Origin of the sequence: Pseudoalteromonas qingdaonensis, from assembly GCF_038739665.1 — a bacterium.
Taxonomy (GTDB): Bacteria; Pseudomonadota; Gammaproteobacteria; order Enterobacterales; family Alteromonadaceae; genus Pseudoalteromonas; species Pseudoalteromonas qingdaonensis.
Genome location: NZ_JBCGCU010000006.1, coordinates 145,855 through 161,281, shown reverse-complemented (window position 1 = coordinate 161,281; position 15,427 = coordinate 145,855). Strand labels below are relative to the sequence as shown.

Annotated in this window: 12 protein-coding genes and 1 riboswitch; of the genes, 5 read left to right on the top strand and 7 right to left on the bottom strand. The window is 50.6% G+C overall.

The genetic code is table 11. The features are described 5' to 3' along the window. Positions 1-51: 51 nt before the first annotated feature. Genes WCN91_RS07600 through WCN91_RS07590 form a run of 3 tightly spaced genes read right to left on the bottom strand, consistent with a single transcriptional unit; the run spans position 52 to position 4,673 of the window. Positions 52-2,841 carry an ATPase gene (locus tag WCN91_RS07600; protein WP_342677819.1) on the bottom strand — a complete coding sequence of 930 codons (2,790 nt, stop codon included), beginning with the start codon at positions 2,839-2,841 and terminating at the stop codon, positions 52-54. After that, the gene (locus tag WCN91_RS07595; RefSeq protein WP_342677817.1) at positions 2,842-3,396 is read right to left on the bottom strand and encodes a condensin complex protein MksE; all 555 of its coding nucleotides are present in this window, start codon (positions 3,394-3,396) and stop codon (positions 2,842-2,844) included. It lies immediately after the preceding gene. Beyond that, positions 3,393-4,673, bottom strand: a complete 1,281-nt coding sequence (locus tag WCN91_RS07590) for a hypothetical protein (protein ID WP_342677815.1) — start codon at positions 4,671-4,673, stop codon at positions 3,393-3,395. Before WCN91_RS07590 ends, WCN91_RS07595 begins: the two co-directional genes overlap by 4 nt. Before the next feature lie 492 nt (positions 4,674-5,165). On the opposite strand from WCN91_RS07590, the gene nhaD reads away from it, so the two are divergent. From nhaD to lysC, 3 genes are all read left to right on the top strand, one after another. Beyond that, a complete protein-coding gene (nhaD, locus tag WCN91_RS07585) occupies positions 5,166-6,413 on the top strand; it encodes a sodium:proton antiporter NhaD (protein WP_342677814.1) in 1,248 nt (415 codons plus the stop codon). Between the two features lie 218 nt (positions 6,414-6,631). Further along, the gene (locus tag WCN91_RS07580; protein WP_342677812.1) at positions 6,632-7,621 is read left to right on the top strand and encodes a 2-dehydropantoate 2-reductase; all 990 of its coding nucleotides are present in this window, start codon (positions 6,632-6,634) and stop codon (positions 7,619-7,621) included. Positions 7,622-7,699: 78 nt separating this feature from the next. Beyond that, positions 7,700-7,872: riboswitch (Lysine riboswitch) on the top strand. Between the two features lie 80 nt (positions 7,873-7,952). Beyond that, positions 7,953-9,308: a lysine-sensitive aspartokinase 3 gene (gene lysC / locus WCN91_RS07575; RefSeq protein ID WP_342677811.1), complete on the top strand. Its 1,356-nt coding sequence runs from the start codon at positions 7,953-7,955 to the stop codon at positions 9,306-9,308. On the opposite strand, the gene WCN91_RS07570 is transcribed toward lysC, so the two are convergent. Then, positions 9,274-9,978, bottom strand: coding sequence for a 4'-phosphopantetheinyl transferase family protein (locus WCN91_RS07570; protein ID WP_342677810.1), 705 nt, complete (start codon positions 9,976-9,978; stop codon positions 9,274-9,276). The two genes, lysC and WCN91_RS07570, sit on opposite strands and share 35 nt — an antisense overlap. A gap of 92 nt (positions 9,979-10,070) precedes the next feature. Here WCN91_RS07570 and WCN91_RS07565 point away from each other — a divergent pair, with 92 nt between their 5' ends. Beyond that, positions 10,071-11,393 carry a sodium-dependent transporter gene (locus tag WCN91_RS07565; RefSeq protein ID WP_342677808.1) on the top strand — a complete coding sequence of 441 codons (1,323 nt, stop codon included), beginning with the start codon at positions 10,071-10,073 and terminating at the stop codon, positions 11,391-11,393. A 78-nt stretch (positions 11,394-11,471) separates the two neighbouring features. Here the strand turns inward: WCN91_RS07565 and WCN91_RS07560 are convergent, their stop codons facing one another. Together WCN91_RS07560 and WCN91_RS07555 are read right to left on the bottom strand one after the other, a co-directional pair. Continuing rightward, positions 11,472-12,452 carry a 2-hydroxyacid dehydrogenase gene (locus tag WCN91_RS07560; protein WP_342677807.1) on the bottom strand — a complete coding sequence of 327 codons (981 nt, stop codon included), beginning with the start codon at positions 12,450-12,452 and terminating at the stop codon, positions 11,472-11,474. Next, positions 12,418-12,930, bottom strand: a complete 513-nt coding sequence (locus WCN91_RS07555) for a glutathione peroxidase (protein ID WP_342677805.1) — start codon at positions 12,928-12,930, stop codon at positions 12,418-12,420. The genes WCN91_RS07560 and WCN91_RS07555 overlap by 35 nt, the downstream gene beginning before the upstream one ends. A gap of 95 nt (positions 12,931-13,025) precedes the next feature. On the opposite strand from WCN91_RS07555, the gene WCN91_RS07550 reads away from it, so the two are divergent. After that, positions 13,026-13,910, top strand: coding sequence for an NAD(P)-dependent oxidoreductase (locus tag WCN91_RS07550; RefSeq protein WP_342677803.1), 885 nt, complete (start codon positions 13,026-13,028; stop codon positions 13,908-13,910). A 31-nt stretch (positions 13,911-13,941) separates the two neighbouring features. Here the strand turns inward: WCN91_RS07550 and sbcB are convergent, their stop codons facing one another. Then, positions 13,942-15,387, bottom strand: coding sequence for an exodeoxyribonuclease I (gene sbcB / locus WCN91_RS07545; protein ID WP_342677801.1), 1,446 nt, complete (start codon positions 15,385-15,387; stop codon positions 13,942-13,944). Between the last annotated feature and the right edge of the window lie 40 nt (positions 15,388-15,427).

Below are 15,427 nucleotides of genomic sequence, written 5' to 3'. Positions count from 1 at the left end.
TAAATCAGGAATGCAAAAAAGGGGCAAATGCCCCTTTTTATGTTTGTGAAATTAAGAAATAAGCTCTTCGTTTTCCACGCGGATCCAGTCTTTTTCATCCACCCAGTTTTGCTTGCCATCGCCCAAGGTACGAATAGGAACTATGTAGTCACAGCTGATCTGCGGCTTAACCGAGGCGAAGATGGGCACAAAACCAAAGCTTAACGCGGTTTCGATAATGGCCTGCTGGTTTTGCGGGTCGATATCGGCGGCCTCATCAATATACAGGGGTACGCGGTACTGGCTTTTCTCTTTATCCGAAAGCAGATGACGAATAAACAACATGCCGCATAACAGCTTGATGGTAATACGGGTACCGTTTGAACCGGCCGAGTCGATTTTATCGAAATATTCTGTGTCGCCGGCGCGGTTAACCACCTCAAAGCGAATATCGAAAAGATCGCTCAGCGTCAGTCCCGCCTTGTCGGAAGCTAGCTTGATCAATAGATCTTTGGCCTCGTTCACCTCACTTTCGTGGACATGTTGCTCCGCCAATAAATCCAGGCTATCCCCTTGCTCATAGAGATCTGAGGTAGCAAGGATAGTATCTATGCTTTGCACCAGCATTTTTCTTGGCACCACTTCAATCTTAAAGCCTTTGAGGTTGGAGATCTGGTGCTCGCTAATGCCTTGGTTAAACAGACGCATTTCCGATGTTAAGCGGTTTAAGTCTTGGCGCAGCCCCTTGATGGTGGCGGCCACATCGGTGAGTGCCACCCGGGCCTGGCGATTGACCGCTTCGCGCTCGTTATCCAGGTTGTGATAGGCGCTGATCAGCTTTTGATATTTGCTTAGCTCGTCGCTTTCGTTATCGAATTTGGTGATCCCGGCGTTGTAGATATGCAAATAGGTGTTGCGCACATTAATATCGAAATTGCGCAGCTCCTGGCAATCCTTGTTAAAGCCGTGAATGGTGTCGGCCAGGGCATCAAGATCAAAGGTGATATCGATAAGGTAAGGGGTTACCTTGCCGCTGATAAAGTCCAGAGTGTGATCTAAACGCTCGCTCTTAACCTGCTGCAAACGGGCCTTTTGACGCTCTAACGCCTCTTTTTTGGAGTTAATAATGGCGCGGCGATCGGCAATGCCCGCGGCATTTTGCTGCACTTCACTGAGATGGGCATCCACTTCTTCCTGCTCGCCATTTAGGCTTTCCTGCAGGGCCTGTTGGGCATCGCAGGAGCGCTGCATAACCTGGTATTGCTCAAAGCGTTTGAGCGCCGCTTCCTGGGCCATAAGCTGCTCATACAGGGCATCGCGCTCGGCCTGTTTACCGGCGACATCGGCGGCAACATCGCGCTGGGACTTAAGGTCATTCAGTGAGCGCTCAAGGGATGTCAGCTGCTCGCTTAGTTGCGCCTTATCGGCGCCGCTTTGCATCTGAACTACCGGCAGTTTTTTCAGGGAGATGGTCGCGCCCGGTACAACCAGCTCGCCGCCGCGCACGGCCTGGCTTAGCTCGGATAAAAACGCGCCAAAGGTATCTTCGTCTTCAATGTTGATCTCGCCGCCATTGCTGGTAGCAAAAGACAGCAGATCCGGATTGAGGATGCGTGAAATTTCTTCCACTTCTTTAAGTGATAAGTCCTCGCGCATGCGGGTAAAGAGGTTGTACTCCAGGTTCTTCAGCTGGAGTTTCAGGCTCTTGATCTGCTTTTGTGTTTCCTTGATGCGAAAATCCAAAGTATGCAGGCTTTGGCCCTCGGCGCTTTTCAGCGAGTGGGATAGGGCTTCATACTCTTGTTTCAGTGCTTTTAGCTCGCTTTGCAAGGTGGCGCTATTGGCCAGTTCAAACTCGCCATGCAGGGCGTCGAAATCGTTAAACCAGGCAGTCAACTCGGTGAGCTTGCGTTCTATATCCCGTGATTGTTGCACATAGAGGCGCTGCTTTTGCTCGAACTCTTCCTTTTCCTGGGTGATATCTTCAAGCTGCTCGGCCAAGGTGGCATGTTGGTCTTCATAAAAGGTATCAAACTCGGCCAATGCCAAATCGATTTTCGGCGCATAGGCACCCAGCTTACCTTTAAGGGCACTTTGGTGCTCCAACATGCTTTCGAGCGCGGCAATGGGCTCTTGCATGGTTTCCAGAGCATTAAGCTCGCGGCGGGCGCGATTAACCTTGTCGAATGCCCGCTGCCAAACCTCATAAAAATCAACGTGGGCGTTGGACATATGGCGCTCAAACACGCGCATCATAAAGCGTTTTACATCACTGGCGCCGAGCTTATGCAGGTTAAGCATACGACGGAAGATTTCTTTATAGGTGGCGGCATCGCTAACATTATTGAGCGGGATCATGCGCAGATTAATATCGCCGTCAAATGGCGTTGCCCCGCCTATCAATAAGGCATTGAGTTCCTGCGCCTTGAGTTCGATGGGGCTAAAGCCCTTGTCCTTAAGATGATTGAACAGTCGAGTGTATTTGACGATGCGCTTGTTATCGGTAAAGTCATCGAGGTTCAGCGCGCCGTTATAGCAAAAGAACTGATGGGCAAAGCCGGCTATTTTGCCAAGGCCCGCCACACCGATCACCACCTTGCCATGGGGCAGGTCGGCCTCAAGCAAGATATAAGACTGGTCGGAATTAAAGTAGAATTTGCGGGTTTCTTCTAAATCGTGGCCATCCCATTCGGTCAGGCGCAGGTCATTGATAAGGGGAAACTGCAGGGCGTTGATCACCGAGCTTTTACCCGTATTGTTCGGGGCGCAAATAGAGCTGCTTTTATCGAGCGGGATCACGCATTTGGCATAACCCGCAGTATTTAATAGGGCAAGTTTACTAAGACCATGTAACTGCTGCATTTATAGCTCCTCGGCGCTTTCAAGCGCGTCTTCATTTACTTCTAACAGGGCATCAAGATAGCGGTGAATGGGGGCGAGTAAACGAAACACGCTTTCCTTGTCTTTGGCCTTGGCCATACCCAGGCGCACCATGCGCATCAGTACGTCCTTGCGCAAATCGGTGCCGGAGAAGATCTCCAATTGGTCATAGAGCACCTTATTGTGCAGCACCAGCTCCTGACACAACTCCAGGTCAACGTCTTTGTCGAACAGCGCCCGCATAGGGTCCTGGCCCTGGTTGGCGTAGTGCTCAATCAGGGTATAGATAAAGAGCGCTATGGCGCGGGAGATCTTACCCATGTTGGCGGTGCCTTCATCGGTGGCAAAATGGAAAAAACCACGGGCGTCGTGTACCAGGGTGTGACCCAGGGCACTAAAGAGGGCGGTGTATTGCTCTTGCTGTTGGTCAAGCTCCTGCCAGGCAAGGTTATCCTGCTCGCTGATATGATAGCCGCTGACCAGTTTTTTATTGATGTAGTGCAGCTGGGTAAGCTGGGTTAAGTCTATATTGGTCATAATTCTTCGCTGTTGTTGGTTGTTGTCGCATCGCCGGCATCAATAAAGGGATACAAGGCAAAGCGCTTGCCGGCAATGGTTTTATGTTCAAGCTGCTCGCTTTGACTCAGGGTTAGCGAGGGGTCGTTAATCAGTTTTTGATACAGGTATAACAGCTCGTCGGACTCCAGCTCAGGATAATGGCTATCGAGCACATCAATAAGCTGTTGCTTACGGGCCTTGCTTTTGCCCTTGGCGGGTTTAAACAGGGCGCGAACATCCCGGAAGCTGGGAATATTTGGAGCGCGATAGGGCTCGGCGGCACTGGCGTCGGGCATTTCAAAGTCATGCTCTTCAAATTCGCTTAAACCGGCCATATAGGCCACCAGTTGTGCATTACTGCCGAGTTGGTGATGCATGGGGTCGCTGGCAAAAAACGGCTGGTGAGCACTCATCACATTATCCAAACCGCGCTTACGAATAAGCCCCAGCACCTTGGCGGCCTGACGGGTGACTAGGGTGTTTTGTCTTAGCTCTTCGCGCAGTGGCATCAGCATATCGGCACTTTGGCGCAGGCTTTCGCGGCCAATATGGTGCATATCTAGAATACGGGTGCGCAGCTGTTCCAACATGCGAATGGTATTGGCATCGCGGCCGCTTTGTTTTAGATGCAACAGGTGTTCGGTAAGGCCAAGCTCTATGGCATCAAAGCAAATTTGAAAGGCGCCATTAATGTCGAGCATTTCCAGCATGGGCTCTATGTATTCGTCAAAGGCTTCAATCACCGCCTTATAACGCTTGCTTAAAGACATGCTTGAGCCATTGGCCTTGGCTTGCTCCACCAGGTTGTAAATGGCGTTTTCATTGTGTTGGTAGAGTTTGACGATTTTACGAACCCGTTCATCCATAATCCGGGTGTAACGGCTAATATCGCCGTAGTCGTCATCTTCGACCGCCTTGGCGAGCTTAGCGCTTAAGCGCTCTAAGTCGTCCACTAAAACATGAATTTCAGCGGCCACGCCGAGACTTTCATCTTGTAATAAGTAGGCGGCAAAATCGCTTATCGCGCGGTTGATCTCCAATTGCGATGATTTTGCTAAGGGAACAAGAATGTCTTGGCTGAGCAGGCGGTTGGTTTCTTTGTAAATCTGAGCGCCGGAATAATGAGGAAAGTGCTGTTTTATGATGCTTTGCACTTCCTTGATGCTAAAGTCGCCCATTTTGAAACGTTTCATCAGGGTCTCAAGCACCGGCCATAGCTCAGTCAGCGTATTGAGCACGCGTTTCGCTATTATCATTATGTTGTTTCTTTGTGCTTGGCAATTGGCAGGGATTATAACTAAATACCAATTCACTTAAATAGCTAATCATTTTAGTGGGCTAAATATCGTGCTCTCAGCGTTGGGATTTTGATATGGGGAGTAACCATATAAGAAAAATTCCGCCTTGTGATCACATCATTTATCCAGCGCTATTTCTGATCACATTCTTAACAGAGTGGGTATAGGGGACAAAAGGGGAAAATAGCTTTTTGCTGTTACTTTATCTTTACGAAAAGCGTTATTTTTGGTTGACAAGAAAACTGTAAAAAAAAGTTCACTTACAACGAATTGGTAATAGCCCCCTGAGCATATGAATGTTAGAATTCGCGCCGCTTGCAGACTGTAATTGTTCTGCAATTAACCCATGGTATCGCTAAGTTTGTTATTTGTACATTCGGGTGTATTTGTACCACCAATAAACTTAGCCGTACTTTTTTAAATCGCTTGTCGCAAGGAATAATACTCAAAATGGTCAGTGCGCTCATCTTGACGCTCATTGCCGTGGCGTTTGTGCTTATTGTTGTGGAAGACGTCATCCATGTAAATAAGGCTAAAACCACGCTTTTTTTCGGCACTTTGTGCTGGATTATCCTCTTTATCTCGCCCCTTCACGGTCATTCCCTTGATCACATCAAAGAAGAACTTAATGAGAATATTTTAGAAATAGCGACACTATGGCTGTTTTTAATGGCGGCTATGACCTTTGTTGCCTATCTCAACTCTAAAGGGTTCATTCAAAATTTGGTGCAAAGGGTGCTACCGAAAGAAATTAGCGAGCGCAAGCTGATGTTCCTGGTCGCTGGTTTTGCGTTTTTATTCTCATCGATTTCCGACAATATTACCGCGACGCTAGTATCGCTGGCGGTGGTGATGTCGTTGAAACTTGATGGCCGCAAGATGGTAAAATACGCGACCTTGATTATTTTCGCGGTTAACTCTGGCGGTGTGTCGCTGATCACAGGGGATGTAACCACCTTGATGATCTTCCTGGCCGATAAGGTGACCATAGGCAATCTACTGCTATTGATTGCTCCTGCGGCCTTTAGTGTCCTTGTGCTGGCGACCTTGTTATCTATGAAGATGCGCGGCACTGTGACCTTTTCTCTGGGCGAGCGCAAACCCATAGAAAAAACCGACATTACCATAGCGGCGATTTTTCTTTCGACCATAGTCGGCACTTTGACCATGAGTGTGCTGTTCCAAATTCCGCCCTTGTTGACGTTTTTATTCGGCCTATCTTTGATGTTCCTAACGGCGCAATTCCTGATGCGCAAAAAGGACGTGAATAAGCAGATCATCGATTATATCCGCGAGATTGAGTACGACACCTTGTTATTCTTCGTAGGTGTATTGTTACTGGTTGGCGCTCTAAAAGAACTGGGCGTACTGGCCCAGTTTACTCATCTGTATGAGGTGTTAGCGCCAAGTCAGGCCAACTACCTGATGGGTCTACTGTCGGCGGCGGTTGATAACGTGCCTTTAACTGCGGCGCTGCTTAAAGCCGATATTCATATGGATACGCAAAACTGGCTGGCATTTACCTATGCCACAGGTGTGGGTGGCTCCATGTTAGTAATAGGCTCGGCTGCGGGTATTATCGCCATGAGCAAGGTGCGCGATTTGACCTTCGGCAGCTACCTGCGTAACAGCTTCTATCTTTTGATAGCTTATTCAGTGGGTTATGTGGGGTCGTTTTACATGGGCTCACTCGTGTAACGGCAACTGCAACTGCATCTGCATCTGCATTTTCTATAAAGACCATCTGGGCTTAAACTCAGGTGGTCTTTTTGTTTCTGCTGAGCGCTTAAGAAGGCTTTAGGGCTGATAAATACACCTTGTACAATAAAAACAGTGCTTGGCATTGCTGCGGGCATTAACTTGCAGCACTATTAACGTATTAGGTAACTTATTGACCTGATTGAAAAAGGTGGCATATGCGTATTGCGGTTTTTGGTGCCGGCTCAACGGGGTGCTATTTGGGCGCGTTATTGAGCGCGGCAAAGCTTGATGTATCCCTGATATGTCGGCCACGAATTAAAGACGCCATTATTGCTAACGGCGGCATTCATATCAGTGACTACCAAGGGCTGGATAAAACTGTGATGCCGTATGAGCTTATCACCGAGCCCGGCGAGCAGCAGTTTGATGTGGTTTTTGTCACCCTCAAGTGTCATCAATTGCAAGCCGCATTGGCACAACTGCTGGCTATAACCCATAAGTCTTCTAATCTGGTATTTATGCAAAATGGCCTTGGCAGTTTTGAGGCCATCAAGGACCAGCTAGGGGAGCGTAGCTGTGTGTTTGGTATCACCCCATTCAATGTGCTGCAACAGGGTGCGCATTTTCATAAGGGCACCGAGGGTGAATTTGTATTTGCCAAAACCCCAGCTACTGAGCATATCGCCAAGACTTTGCGGGAGCAGGGCTTTCACTGCGAATTAAAGGCGCAGATGGAGCCTGTCATCTACGGCAAGCTGCTGTTAAACCTCAATAACGCCCTTAATGCGGTGGCGGATATGCCCATCAAGCAGGAGCTGGAAAATAAAGCCCTAAGACGTGTGTTGGCGGCGGCCATGAAAGAGTGGCTGGCGGTATGTCAGGCCATGAACATTGAGCTGGCGCAATTTACCAAGGTTAAACCTGCCATGGTGCCCCTTGTGTTGCGCTTACCTAACTGGTTATTTAAGCGCCTTGCCTCGGCCATGCTGGATATTGACCCCAGGGCGCGCTCGTCCATGTGGGAGGACATTCAGGCGGGGCGTAAAACGGAAATTGCCTACCTTAATGGCGCCGTGGTCGCGCTTGGCAAACAGCACGGGGTGGCCACTGCCGTCAATCAGGCCATAGTCACTTGCATTGAAAAACGTGAGTGCGGCGAAGAGGTCGCGCTGGCGGATCTGCTGATGGCCGCCAAGCAAAAATAAAGTGTTGAACAGTGCGTTGACATCCAGCCATCCAAACGTTAAATTGCTTGCCTAGGTTTGCGGTTCACACCGTAAACCCTTAGCAGAAGAGGTGCGATAGCTAGGTAGTAAACGCGAGGCAGACGTAGGCCCATGACCGTTTATGAGGGAGACTATCGCCGAGGAAGTACATTGCTCGTCACAATGGCTTTCGGTTCTTGAGGCTGAATCCTCGGAACTGTCACCTGTTTGGGTGGAGGGCTTCTGGCAATGGACATACCTTTCTTTTTAGTCTTGCCAAGTTCTCCTGATTGTATTTGAAAAATAACCTATTTTTCATCTCGGAGAAAAAATGAATCAGGAATTTACCGTCGCCAAATTTGGCGGCACCTCAGTGGCCGATCATGCAGCTATGATGCGTTGCGCCGACATTATCGCCAGCGACTCGCAAGTGCGCATCGTGGTTGTCAGTGCCAGTGCCGGGGTGACCAATCATCTGGTCGCCTTATGTCAAACCGGGCTTAGCACTGAGGAGCGTCAGGCACATATCGATGGTGTTATCGCTATCCAACTGAATATCATTGAATGTCTGAGCCTGGACGCGGATTTAGCCCATGGCTTCGATAGCACCCTTAATGATTTTAAACACGCCGCCCAGCACCCGGCACAAACCAATGCACACCGAGATGAATTGCTCAGTTTTGGCGAGCGTTTATCTTCGTATCTGTTTACTCAGGTGCTGCGCGATAAAGGCGTCGCCTCTAGTCGCTTCGACGTGCGTTCGGTACTAAAAACCGACGGCCAGTTTGGTAAGGCGCAGCCGGATATAACCCAAACTAAGACGCGAGCTCAGGCCGAGCTAGTACCACTTTTAAGCGAGCAGGTGGTGGTGACTCAGGGCTTTATCGGCTCTGATGAATACGGCGATACTACCACCTTAGGTCGCGGTGGTTCGGATTACAGTGCTGCCTTGTTGGCAGAGGCCTGTGGTGCCCGTAATATTCATATTTGGACCGATGTGGTGGGTATTTACAGCACGGATCCGCGCCTGTGTAACAAGGCTAAGCCCATTGCCCACCTGACCTTTGACGAGGCCGCGGAAATGGCCACCTTTGGCGCCAAGGTATTACACCCGGCGACCATTTTACCGGCGGCGCGCAGCGGCATTGGTGTATTCGTTGGCTCCAGCCAAGACCCTCAAGGGGGCGGCACCTGGATTGAAAAAGTGCCCAGCAGTGAATTGATTGCCGGCGTACGCGCGGTGACCCAGCGTAAGAATCAGCTGTTGCTGACGCTCAAGAGTCCTGAAATGCTGCTCGCCAGCGGTTTCTTGGCACGAGTATTTACCATTCTTAGCGAGTATAAAATTTCCGTTGACTTGGTCACCACGTCGGAGATAAGCGTTGCCGTTACTCTGGATAACGCGCCTAATGCCAGCCGCCCTGAGCTTGATCAGGAAGCCCTGGAGCGTTTAGGTGAGTTTTGTCATGTCAGCGTGGAAACCAATCTTGCCTTGGTGGCACTGATCGGCTCCGAGATTCAGTTACGCCAAAGCGAATTGAACCTGATGCGCGTGCTCAGCGATTTTGATATTCGCCTGATTTGTCATGGGGCGTCGAAGCACAATCTGTGCTTCTTGGTGGAGCAATCACAATCGGATACCGTGGTGCAGGCTATTCACCAGCAGTTGTTAGAGCAAGGCCGATAAGGTCGACCTCGGCCTTGGCGGTGATCAAACTGAGATCGAAATGCCGCCAGGGCTGGCAATAAACCTGGGCCGGGAAGCGCTCAAGCAAGGGCAGTATGGGTTGGCTTAACAGCGTGCTGATACTTTGCTTGGCGGCCTTGGCATAGGCTTCTTTTAACGTCCACACCCGAAAAAAAGTATCGACATCGTCGCCTATATCCCGGGCTTCCACCTCGGGGTAAAAATGCGCCGCCAGCTTTTCAAAGCGCCGGCTTGCATCACGCTTTTCAATATCCACGCCCAATAAAGATTGCCGGCCCTGAGTCATGGCCACGGCAATGTGGCCGTGGGAGTGACTGATCACCACATTGATATCCAATAACTGCCCGTCGATTAACAGCTGCAGGGCTCTTTCCTGTTCGTTAAACACACTCTGCCAGCGTGCGAGGGGCACCTGTGCGTATTGTGGAAATAGGCTCTGCGCCAGGGTCTTGATGCAATAGCGACTGCTTAGGTATTCGCGTTTGGCCTGGGGTTGTTTACGCCTGTTGAGCACCTCGAGTTCACTCGGGTGCAGGTGGGCTTCATTGAGATCAATGGCGGCACTGAGGCTCAGTAAGACTTTTTCCGATATCGGCACAGATGGTGTGGTCTTTGGTAATGCGGGAAAGCGATAAGCTGCATTAAACATGGGATGAATGGTCCGATATGGTTGGCGGTGACTACTTTGTTAATGGTAAGTGTGGTTTAATAGCGGCAAAACAATAACAGATATCAATAAGAATGACGAATAAACGTGACGGCTTTCAAAGTCGCATAGGATTTGTGCTGGCGGCTGCCGGCGCCGCAGTGGGTTTAGGAAATATATGGGGGTTTCCAACTCAAGCTGCAAACCACGGAGGCGGAGCCTTCCTACTTGTTTACTTTATCGTAATTTTTGCCTTGGCACTGCCCGCGCTCTTTACCGAGTTATATCTAGGCTATGCGGCACAGGCCAACCCGGTTCAGGCACTCAAGCGTGCCTGGCAGTATAAGGCACCTAAGCTCGGCGCCGGCGCCGGTTACCTGGGCCTGGGCGGTGCGGTGGTAATGCTGAGCTTCTATTCCATTGTGGCCGGCTGGATGCTGGCTCATGCCTTGGCACCGATTGCGCAAATGCTGGATATGCCAGCGGCGGCCGAGTTCCTAAGCAATGATTCCTTGACTCGAAACCTGGTGTTTACGCCCTTAATGCTGGTGTTGACCGCGAGCATTATTTTACAAGGGGTGAAATCCGGCATTGAGGCCTGGTCGCGACGTCTTATGCCCTTATTGCTGGTGCTTCTGGTAGGGCTTATCTTCTATATCGGCTCCCTTGATGGGGCGGCCGAAGGCTTTGCTCATTATCTAAAGCCCGACTTTGATAAGGTCTGGGATGCGGACTTAATCATTGCCGCCATGGGACAGGCGTTTTTCTCCCTGTCGCTTGGGGTGGGGTGTATGATGATCTACGGCTCTTACCTTAAACCCGGTGCTAACCTGGGTAAATTGACCCTGAGCGTGGCCGCACTCGACACCTCGGTGGCGTTTTTAGCCGGTTTACTGATCGTACCGGCCATTTTTGTGGCCAGCCATAACGGCGTCGAAGTGTTTGCCAATGGCAAGCTGATCGGCGAAGGCCAGCTCATCTTTGCGGTCTTGCCGCAACTGTTTGAAGCCATGGGTACCATGGGCTTGGTGATTGCGTTAGCGTTTTTCGTGCTGATGTCCATCGCCTCCGTGACCTCGACCATCTCTTCGACCGAGATCCCAGTGGCCTTTTTGGTGGAAAACCATCAAATGGACCGTAAGCGAGCGACCGCCTTGGTGACCTTAGTGGTGGCCATCGCCTCGGGCACCATCATTATGAACTTTGACTGGCTGTTTGGCTTGGTGATCCAGGTCTTTACCCAGTACCAGTTGCCGCTGATGGGCTTGTTCTACTTCCTTACCCTGGGCTGGGTGTGGAATCGCGGCAATAAACTGGCCGAGTCGAACCACCCGGGCATTAAAGCGCTGTTATGGTATATCCGTTTAGTGTGCCCAATTTTGATGACCGCTGTGTTTATCAATGTAGCGATGAAATAATCCTACAAAGCCAACTAGAACGAAAAAAGGGATATGCTGTCATATCCCTTTTTTTGTGCCTGCCGATAAGCTTAATGCCTACACATCCAGTACCTGGTTGGTGAGGGGGTCACCCTTGGTGAATTGGTGCAGATTAAAGTAAGTGGTCTGTACAATCTGTTCCAGCGCCTCCTGGGTAAAAAAGCCCTGGTGGCCGGTGATCAGCACGTTCTTAAAGGTGAGTAGACGGGCAAACACATCGTCCTGGAGAATTTCTTCCGATCTATCTTTAAAGAATAACTCGGACTCCTGTTCATACACGTCCAAGCCCAAATAACCGAGCCGGCCGCTTTTAAGCGCCTCGATACACGCCTTGGTGTCGAGCAGGGCACCGCGACCTGTGTTAATGAGCATGACGCCGCGTTTCATCGTCGCCAGGGCAGGCTTATCAATGATGTGATGGGTTTGCTCGTTGAGCGGGCAGTGCAGGCTGATAATATTGCTTTTAGCCAGCAGCTCATCTTGCGCCACCAGGGTAAAGGCGCCTGTAGGCGATGCCGGGTCGCACACCAATACCTTGGCGCCAAAGCCGTTTAAAATCTTCACCATGGCCTGGCCGATTTTACCGCAACCGATCAGACCCACGGTTTTATTGTGCAGGTTAAAACCAAGCAGGCCGTTGAGGTCAAAGTTCTCCTCCCGCACCCGGTTATAGGCCTTATGAATTTTACGCGACAGGGTTAAGATCAGCGCGATGGCGTGCTCGGCCACCGCCTCCGGGCTATAGGCGGGCACTCGGGCCACGGCAATCTTGTGCTTTTTCGCCGCCGCCAAATCGACATTATTAAAACCGGCGCAGCGCAGTAAAATAAGGCCGACACCATAATCGGCCAGCCTGGCTATAACCTCGGCGCTCAGGGTGTCGTTGACGAATACACAAACGGCATCAAAGCCTTTGCATAGGGAGCAGGTATGGGCATTAAGGCTGACATCGAAATACTGGGTCTCGACATCCGCGGGGCAGAGTTCATTAAATGCGCTTTGTTCATACCTTTGCGAGCTGAATAGGGCTAATTTCATCGAGTTGACTCTCTATTACCGATCTAAGCGTATCGGGCTTGGTGCGTGGCGCGTAACGATTTACCAGCTGTCCTTGAGAGTTTATGAGAAATTTAGTGAAATTCCATTTTATCGCCCGGTTTTGGGCTATGCCGCGGGTATGCTCTTTAAGGTAATTAAACAGCGGATGAGCGTCCGGGCCATTAACCATCACTTTGCTAAATAGCGGAAAACTCACATTAAAGGTGTTTTCACAAAAATGTTTTATGGTGGCGTTATCGGCAATTTCATGGCGCCCAAACTGATTGCAGGGAAAGCCAAGAATAACCAGTCCCTGATTTTTGTAATCTTGATAAACCCGCTCCAGCGCGCCGTATTGATGGGTGAAGTTACAGCTGCTGGCGGTGTTGACGATAAGCACCACACGTCCTTGTAATTGTTTAAATGAATAGGGTTGGCCATCGATAAGTGTGGCGTTGAAATGGTAAATACTATCCATTGAGTGCTCCCTTGCTGAAAACCTGACGTTTTTAGCCTTGCCTTTGATATACTTTGTGCGTTTACTCGATGCTAGCAGCTAAATAGGTCAGAATTATGTCAAAAAAATGTACCTTTATCGGTTTAGGGGTGATGGGTTATCCCATGGCTGGTCACTTACAACAAGCGGGATACGATGTTTGCGTGTATAACCGCAGCGCCGAAAAAGCGCAAAAGTGGGTTGAGCAATACGGCGGTCGCAGTGCGGCCACTCCAGCGCAGGCGGCCAGCGGTGCCGAGTTTGTCTTTGTCTGCGTAGGCAATGACGATGATGTGCGTAGCGTGATTTACGGCGACGACGGTGCCCTTGCGACCATGGCACCGGGCAGCTATTTGGTCGATCACACCACCACCTCGGCGCTATTGGCTCGTGAACTAGGTGAAGCGGCAAGCCAGAAACAGGTAGCCTTTATTGATGCACCGGTTTCAGGTGGCCAAGCGGGCGCCGAAAACGGTGTATTAACGGTTATGTGTGGCGGTGATGCCGATGCCTTTGCCGCGGTGCAGCCGGTAATGGCGCCGTTTAGCCGTTTTAGCGAATTATTGGGTCCTATCGGCAGCGGTCAGCTGTGTAAAATGGTCAATCAAATCTGTATCGCCGGTGTGGTTCAGGGTCTGGCGGAAGGCTTACATTTTGCTAAAAAAGCCGGTTTAGACGGCGAAAAGGTGATTGAAACTATTTCTAAAGGCGCTGCGGGCTCTTGGCAGATGGAAAATCGCTATAAAACCATGTTGCAGGGCGAATACGAGTTTGGTTTTGCCGTTGACTGGATGCGCAAAGACTTGGGCATTGCTCTGGATGAGGCGCGTAACAATGGCGCTACCTTGGCACTGACGGCCCTGGTTGACCAGTATTATGGCGATGTGCAGGCCATTGGTGGTAACCGTTATGACACCTCCAGCCTGTTGGCACGTTTGGAGAAGCTAAACCCAAGCAACTAAGCTGGGTTTGCCTCTGCGCCCAGGCCGTTTTTTACAGGCTTTGGGCGTAATGATACAGGGCTTTGAGTACCGCCATATTGCGCTCATTGCCCTCGTTTTCATGCACCAGATTTTCAAGGCTGAGCATAAAGTCCTGGGCATTAATAGAGGGGCTGTCCTCACCGTGCATCAATTTGTTCTGGCAGTATTTACGCCACGAATCCAGCTCTGCCGGGGTCAGGCTTTCTGGCCAGTTACGGGCGCGATAACGAAACAGCATGGTGGCGAATTTGGGATCTTCAAAGTCCAGCTCCAGATTCCCCAGCTCCACTGGTGAGGTGCTGCGGATCACATCGAACTTGGCCTTATCGCCATTGCTGATAAAGCCACTGTATAGCTGATAATCCACATTGGTGGTGGCGGCAAATTCACGGCTTTCACTAAATACTTCGGCCACTTTTTCACGCAGCTCGGGATGCGCCTTTAAAAACTTCAAATGCTCCAGGCATTGCTCCCTGTCTATGCCCAAACGTTCGGCGTTTTCTGGCAACAGGGTTTTTGCTGGCGCGAGAATAGGGCACTTGTTTACATGCACCAACTTTAAGCCTATGGGTGCTTGCCCTTCGGGCAGCTCGTCTCGGCGGGTATAAAGGTATTCGCGCAGTTGCTCGACGGATAAATCGAGCAAGGGCTGAGGGTCTTGCGTCAGGTTAAAGCAGACCACGGCGTTTTTGTTGCTCGGATGAAAGCTCATGGGCGCAATCCAGGTGGTGCAGCCCTGCGTTGCCGGAATACGCGACGAGGTATGCACCAGGGGCGTCATATTGAATACGTCCACCAGCTGCAACAGCGCTTTTTTATGGCGCAGGCCGAAAAAGAAGTTGTACAGCTTGGGCTGGCGCTCTTTAACCAGCTTGGCCAGAGCAATGGTGGCCTTAACATCGCTCAGAGCATCGTGGGCATCGGCATGCTCTATGCCGTTGGCCTTGGTGAGCTCCTCTAAGCGAAAGCTGACGCTGCCATCTTCCTTGCGCGGCCAGTTAATACCCTCAGGGCGCAGAGCATAGCAGGCGCGCACCAAATCAATAATGTCCCAGCGACTGTTACCGTTTTGCCACTCTCTTGCATAGGGGTCGTAGAAGTTACGATACAGGGTGTAGCGAGTGACCTCATCATCGAAACGAATACTGTTATAACCGGCCACACAGGTATTGGGTTGGCTAAATTCTTCGTGGATCTTAGCGATAAACTCCGCCTCGCTGAGGCCATGGCGCAGCGCATGTTGCGGGGTAATACCGGTAACTAAACAGGCCTCCGGGTGAGGCAAATAATCCGGCGCCGGACGACAGTATTCAATCAGCGGCTCGCCGATAATATTCAGGTCGAGATCGGTACGAATACCGGCAAACTGGCTCGGCCTGTCTTTTTGCGGGTTGGCCCCCCAAGTCTCGAAGTCGTGCCAGTAGATTGTGCTCTGCTCATCGCCGTTATGCGCCATTGTCGATCCTTTCGCCTAACTTGTCTTGTAACCGCGTAAC

What these genes read in the sequence shown, in the direction of transcription:
- WCN91_RS07580 (WP_342677812.1), top strand. Translation starts at nt 6,632, where the DNA reads ATGCGTATTGCGGTTTTTGGTGCCGGCTCAACGGGGTGCTATTTGGGC.
- WCN91_RS07550 (WP_342677803.1), top strand. Translation starts at nt 13,026, where the DNA reads ATGTCAAAAAAATGTACCTTTATCGGTTTAGGGGTGATGGGTTATCCC.
- WCN91_RS07600 (WP_342677819.1), bottom strand. Translation starts at nt 2,841, where the DNA reads ATGCAGCAGTTACATGGTCTTAGTAAACTTGCCCTATTAAATACTGCG.
- WCN91_RS07565 (WP_342677808.1), top strand. Translation starts at nt 10,071, where the DNA reads ATGACGAATAAACGTGACGGCTTTCAAAGTCGCATAGGATTTGTGCTG.
- WCN91_RS07590 (WP_342677815.1), bottom strand. Translation starts at nt 4,673, where the DNA reads ATGATAATAGCGAAACGCGTGCTCAATACGCTGACTGAGCTATGGCCG.
- sbcB (WP_342677801.1), bottom strand. Translation starts at nt 15,387, where the DNA reads ATGGCGCATAACGGCGATGAGCAGAGCACAATCTACTGGCACGACTTC.
- WCN91_RS07555 (WP_342677805.1), bottom strand. Translation starts at nt 12,930, where the DNA reads ATGGATAGTATTTACCATTTCAACGCCACACTTATCGATGGCCAACCC.
- WCN91_RS07595 (WP_342677817.1), bottom strand. Translation starts at nt 3,396, where the DNA reads ATGACCAATATAGACTTAACCCAGCTTACCCAGCTGCACTACATCAAT.
- nhaD (WP_342677814.1), top strand. Translation starts at nt 5,166, where the DNA reads ATGGTCAGTGCGCTCATCTTGACGCTCATTGCCGTGGCGTTTGTGCTT.
- WCN91_RS07570 (WP_342677810.1), bottom strand. Translation starts at nt 9,978, where the DNA reads ATGTTTAATGCAGCTTATCGCTTTCCCGCATTACCAAAGACCACACCA.
- lysC (WP_342677811.1), top strand. Translation starts at nt 7,953, where the DNA reads ATGAATCAGGAATTTACCGTCGCCAAATTTGGCGGCACCTCAGTGGCC.
- WCN91_RS07560 (WP_342677807.1), bottom strand. Translation starts at nt 12,452, where the DNA reads ATGAAATTAGCCCTATTCAGCTCGCAAAGGTATGAACAAAGCGCATTT.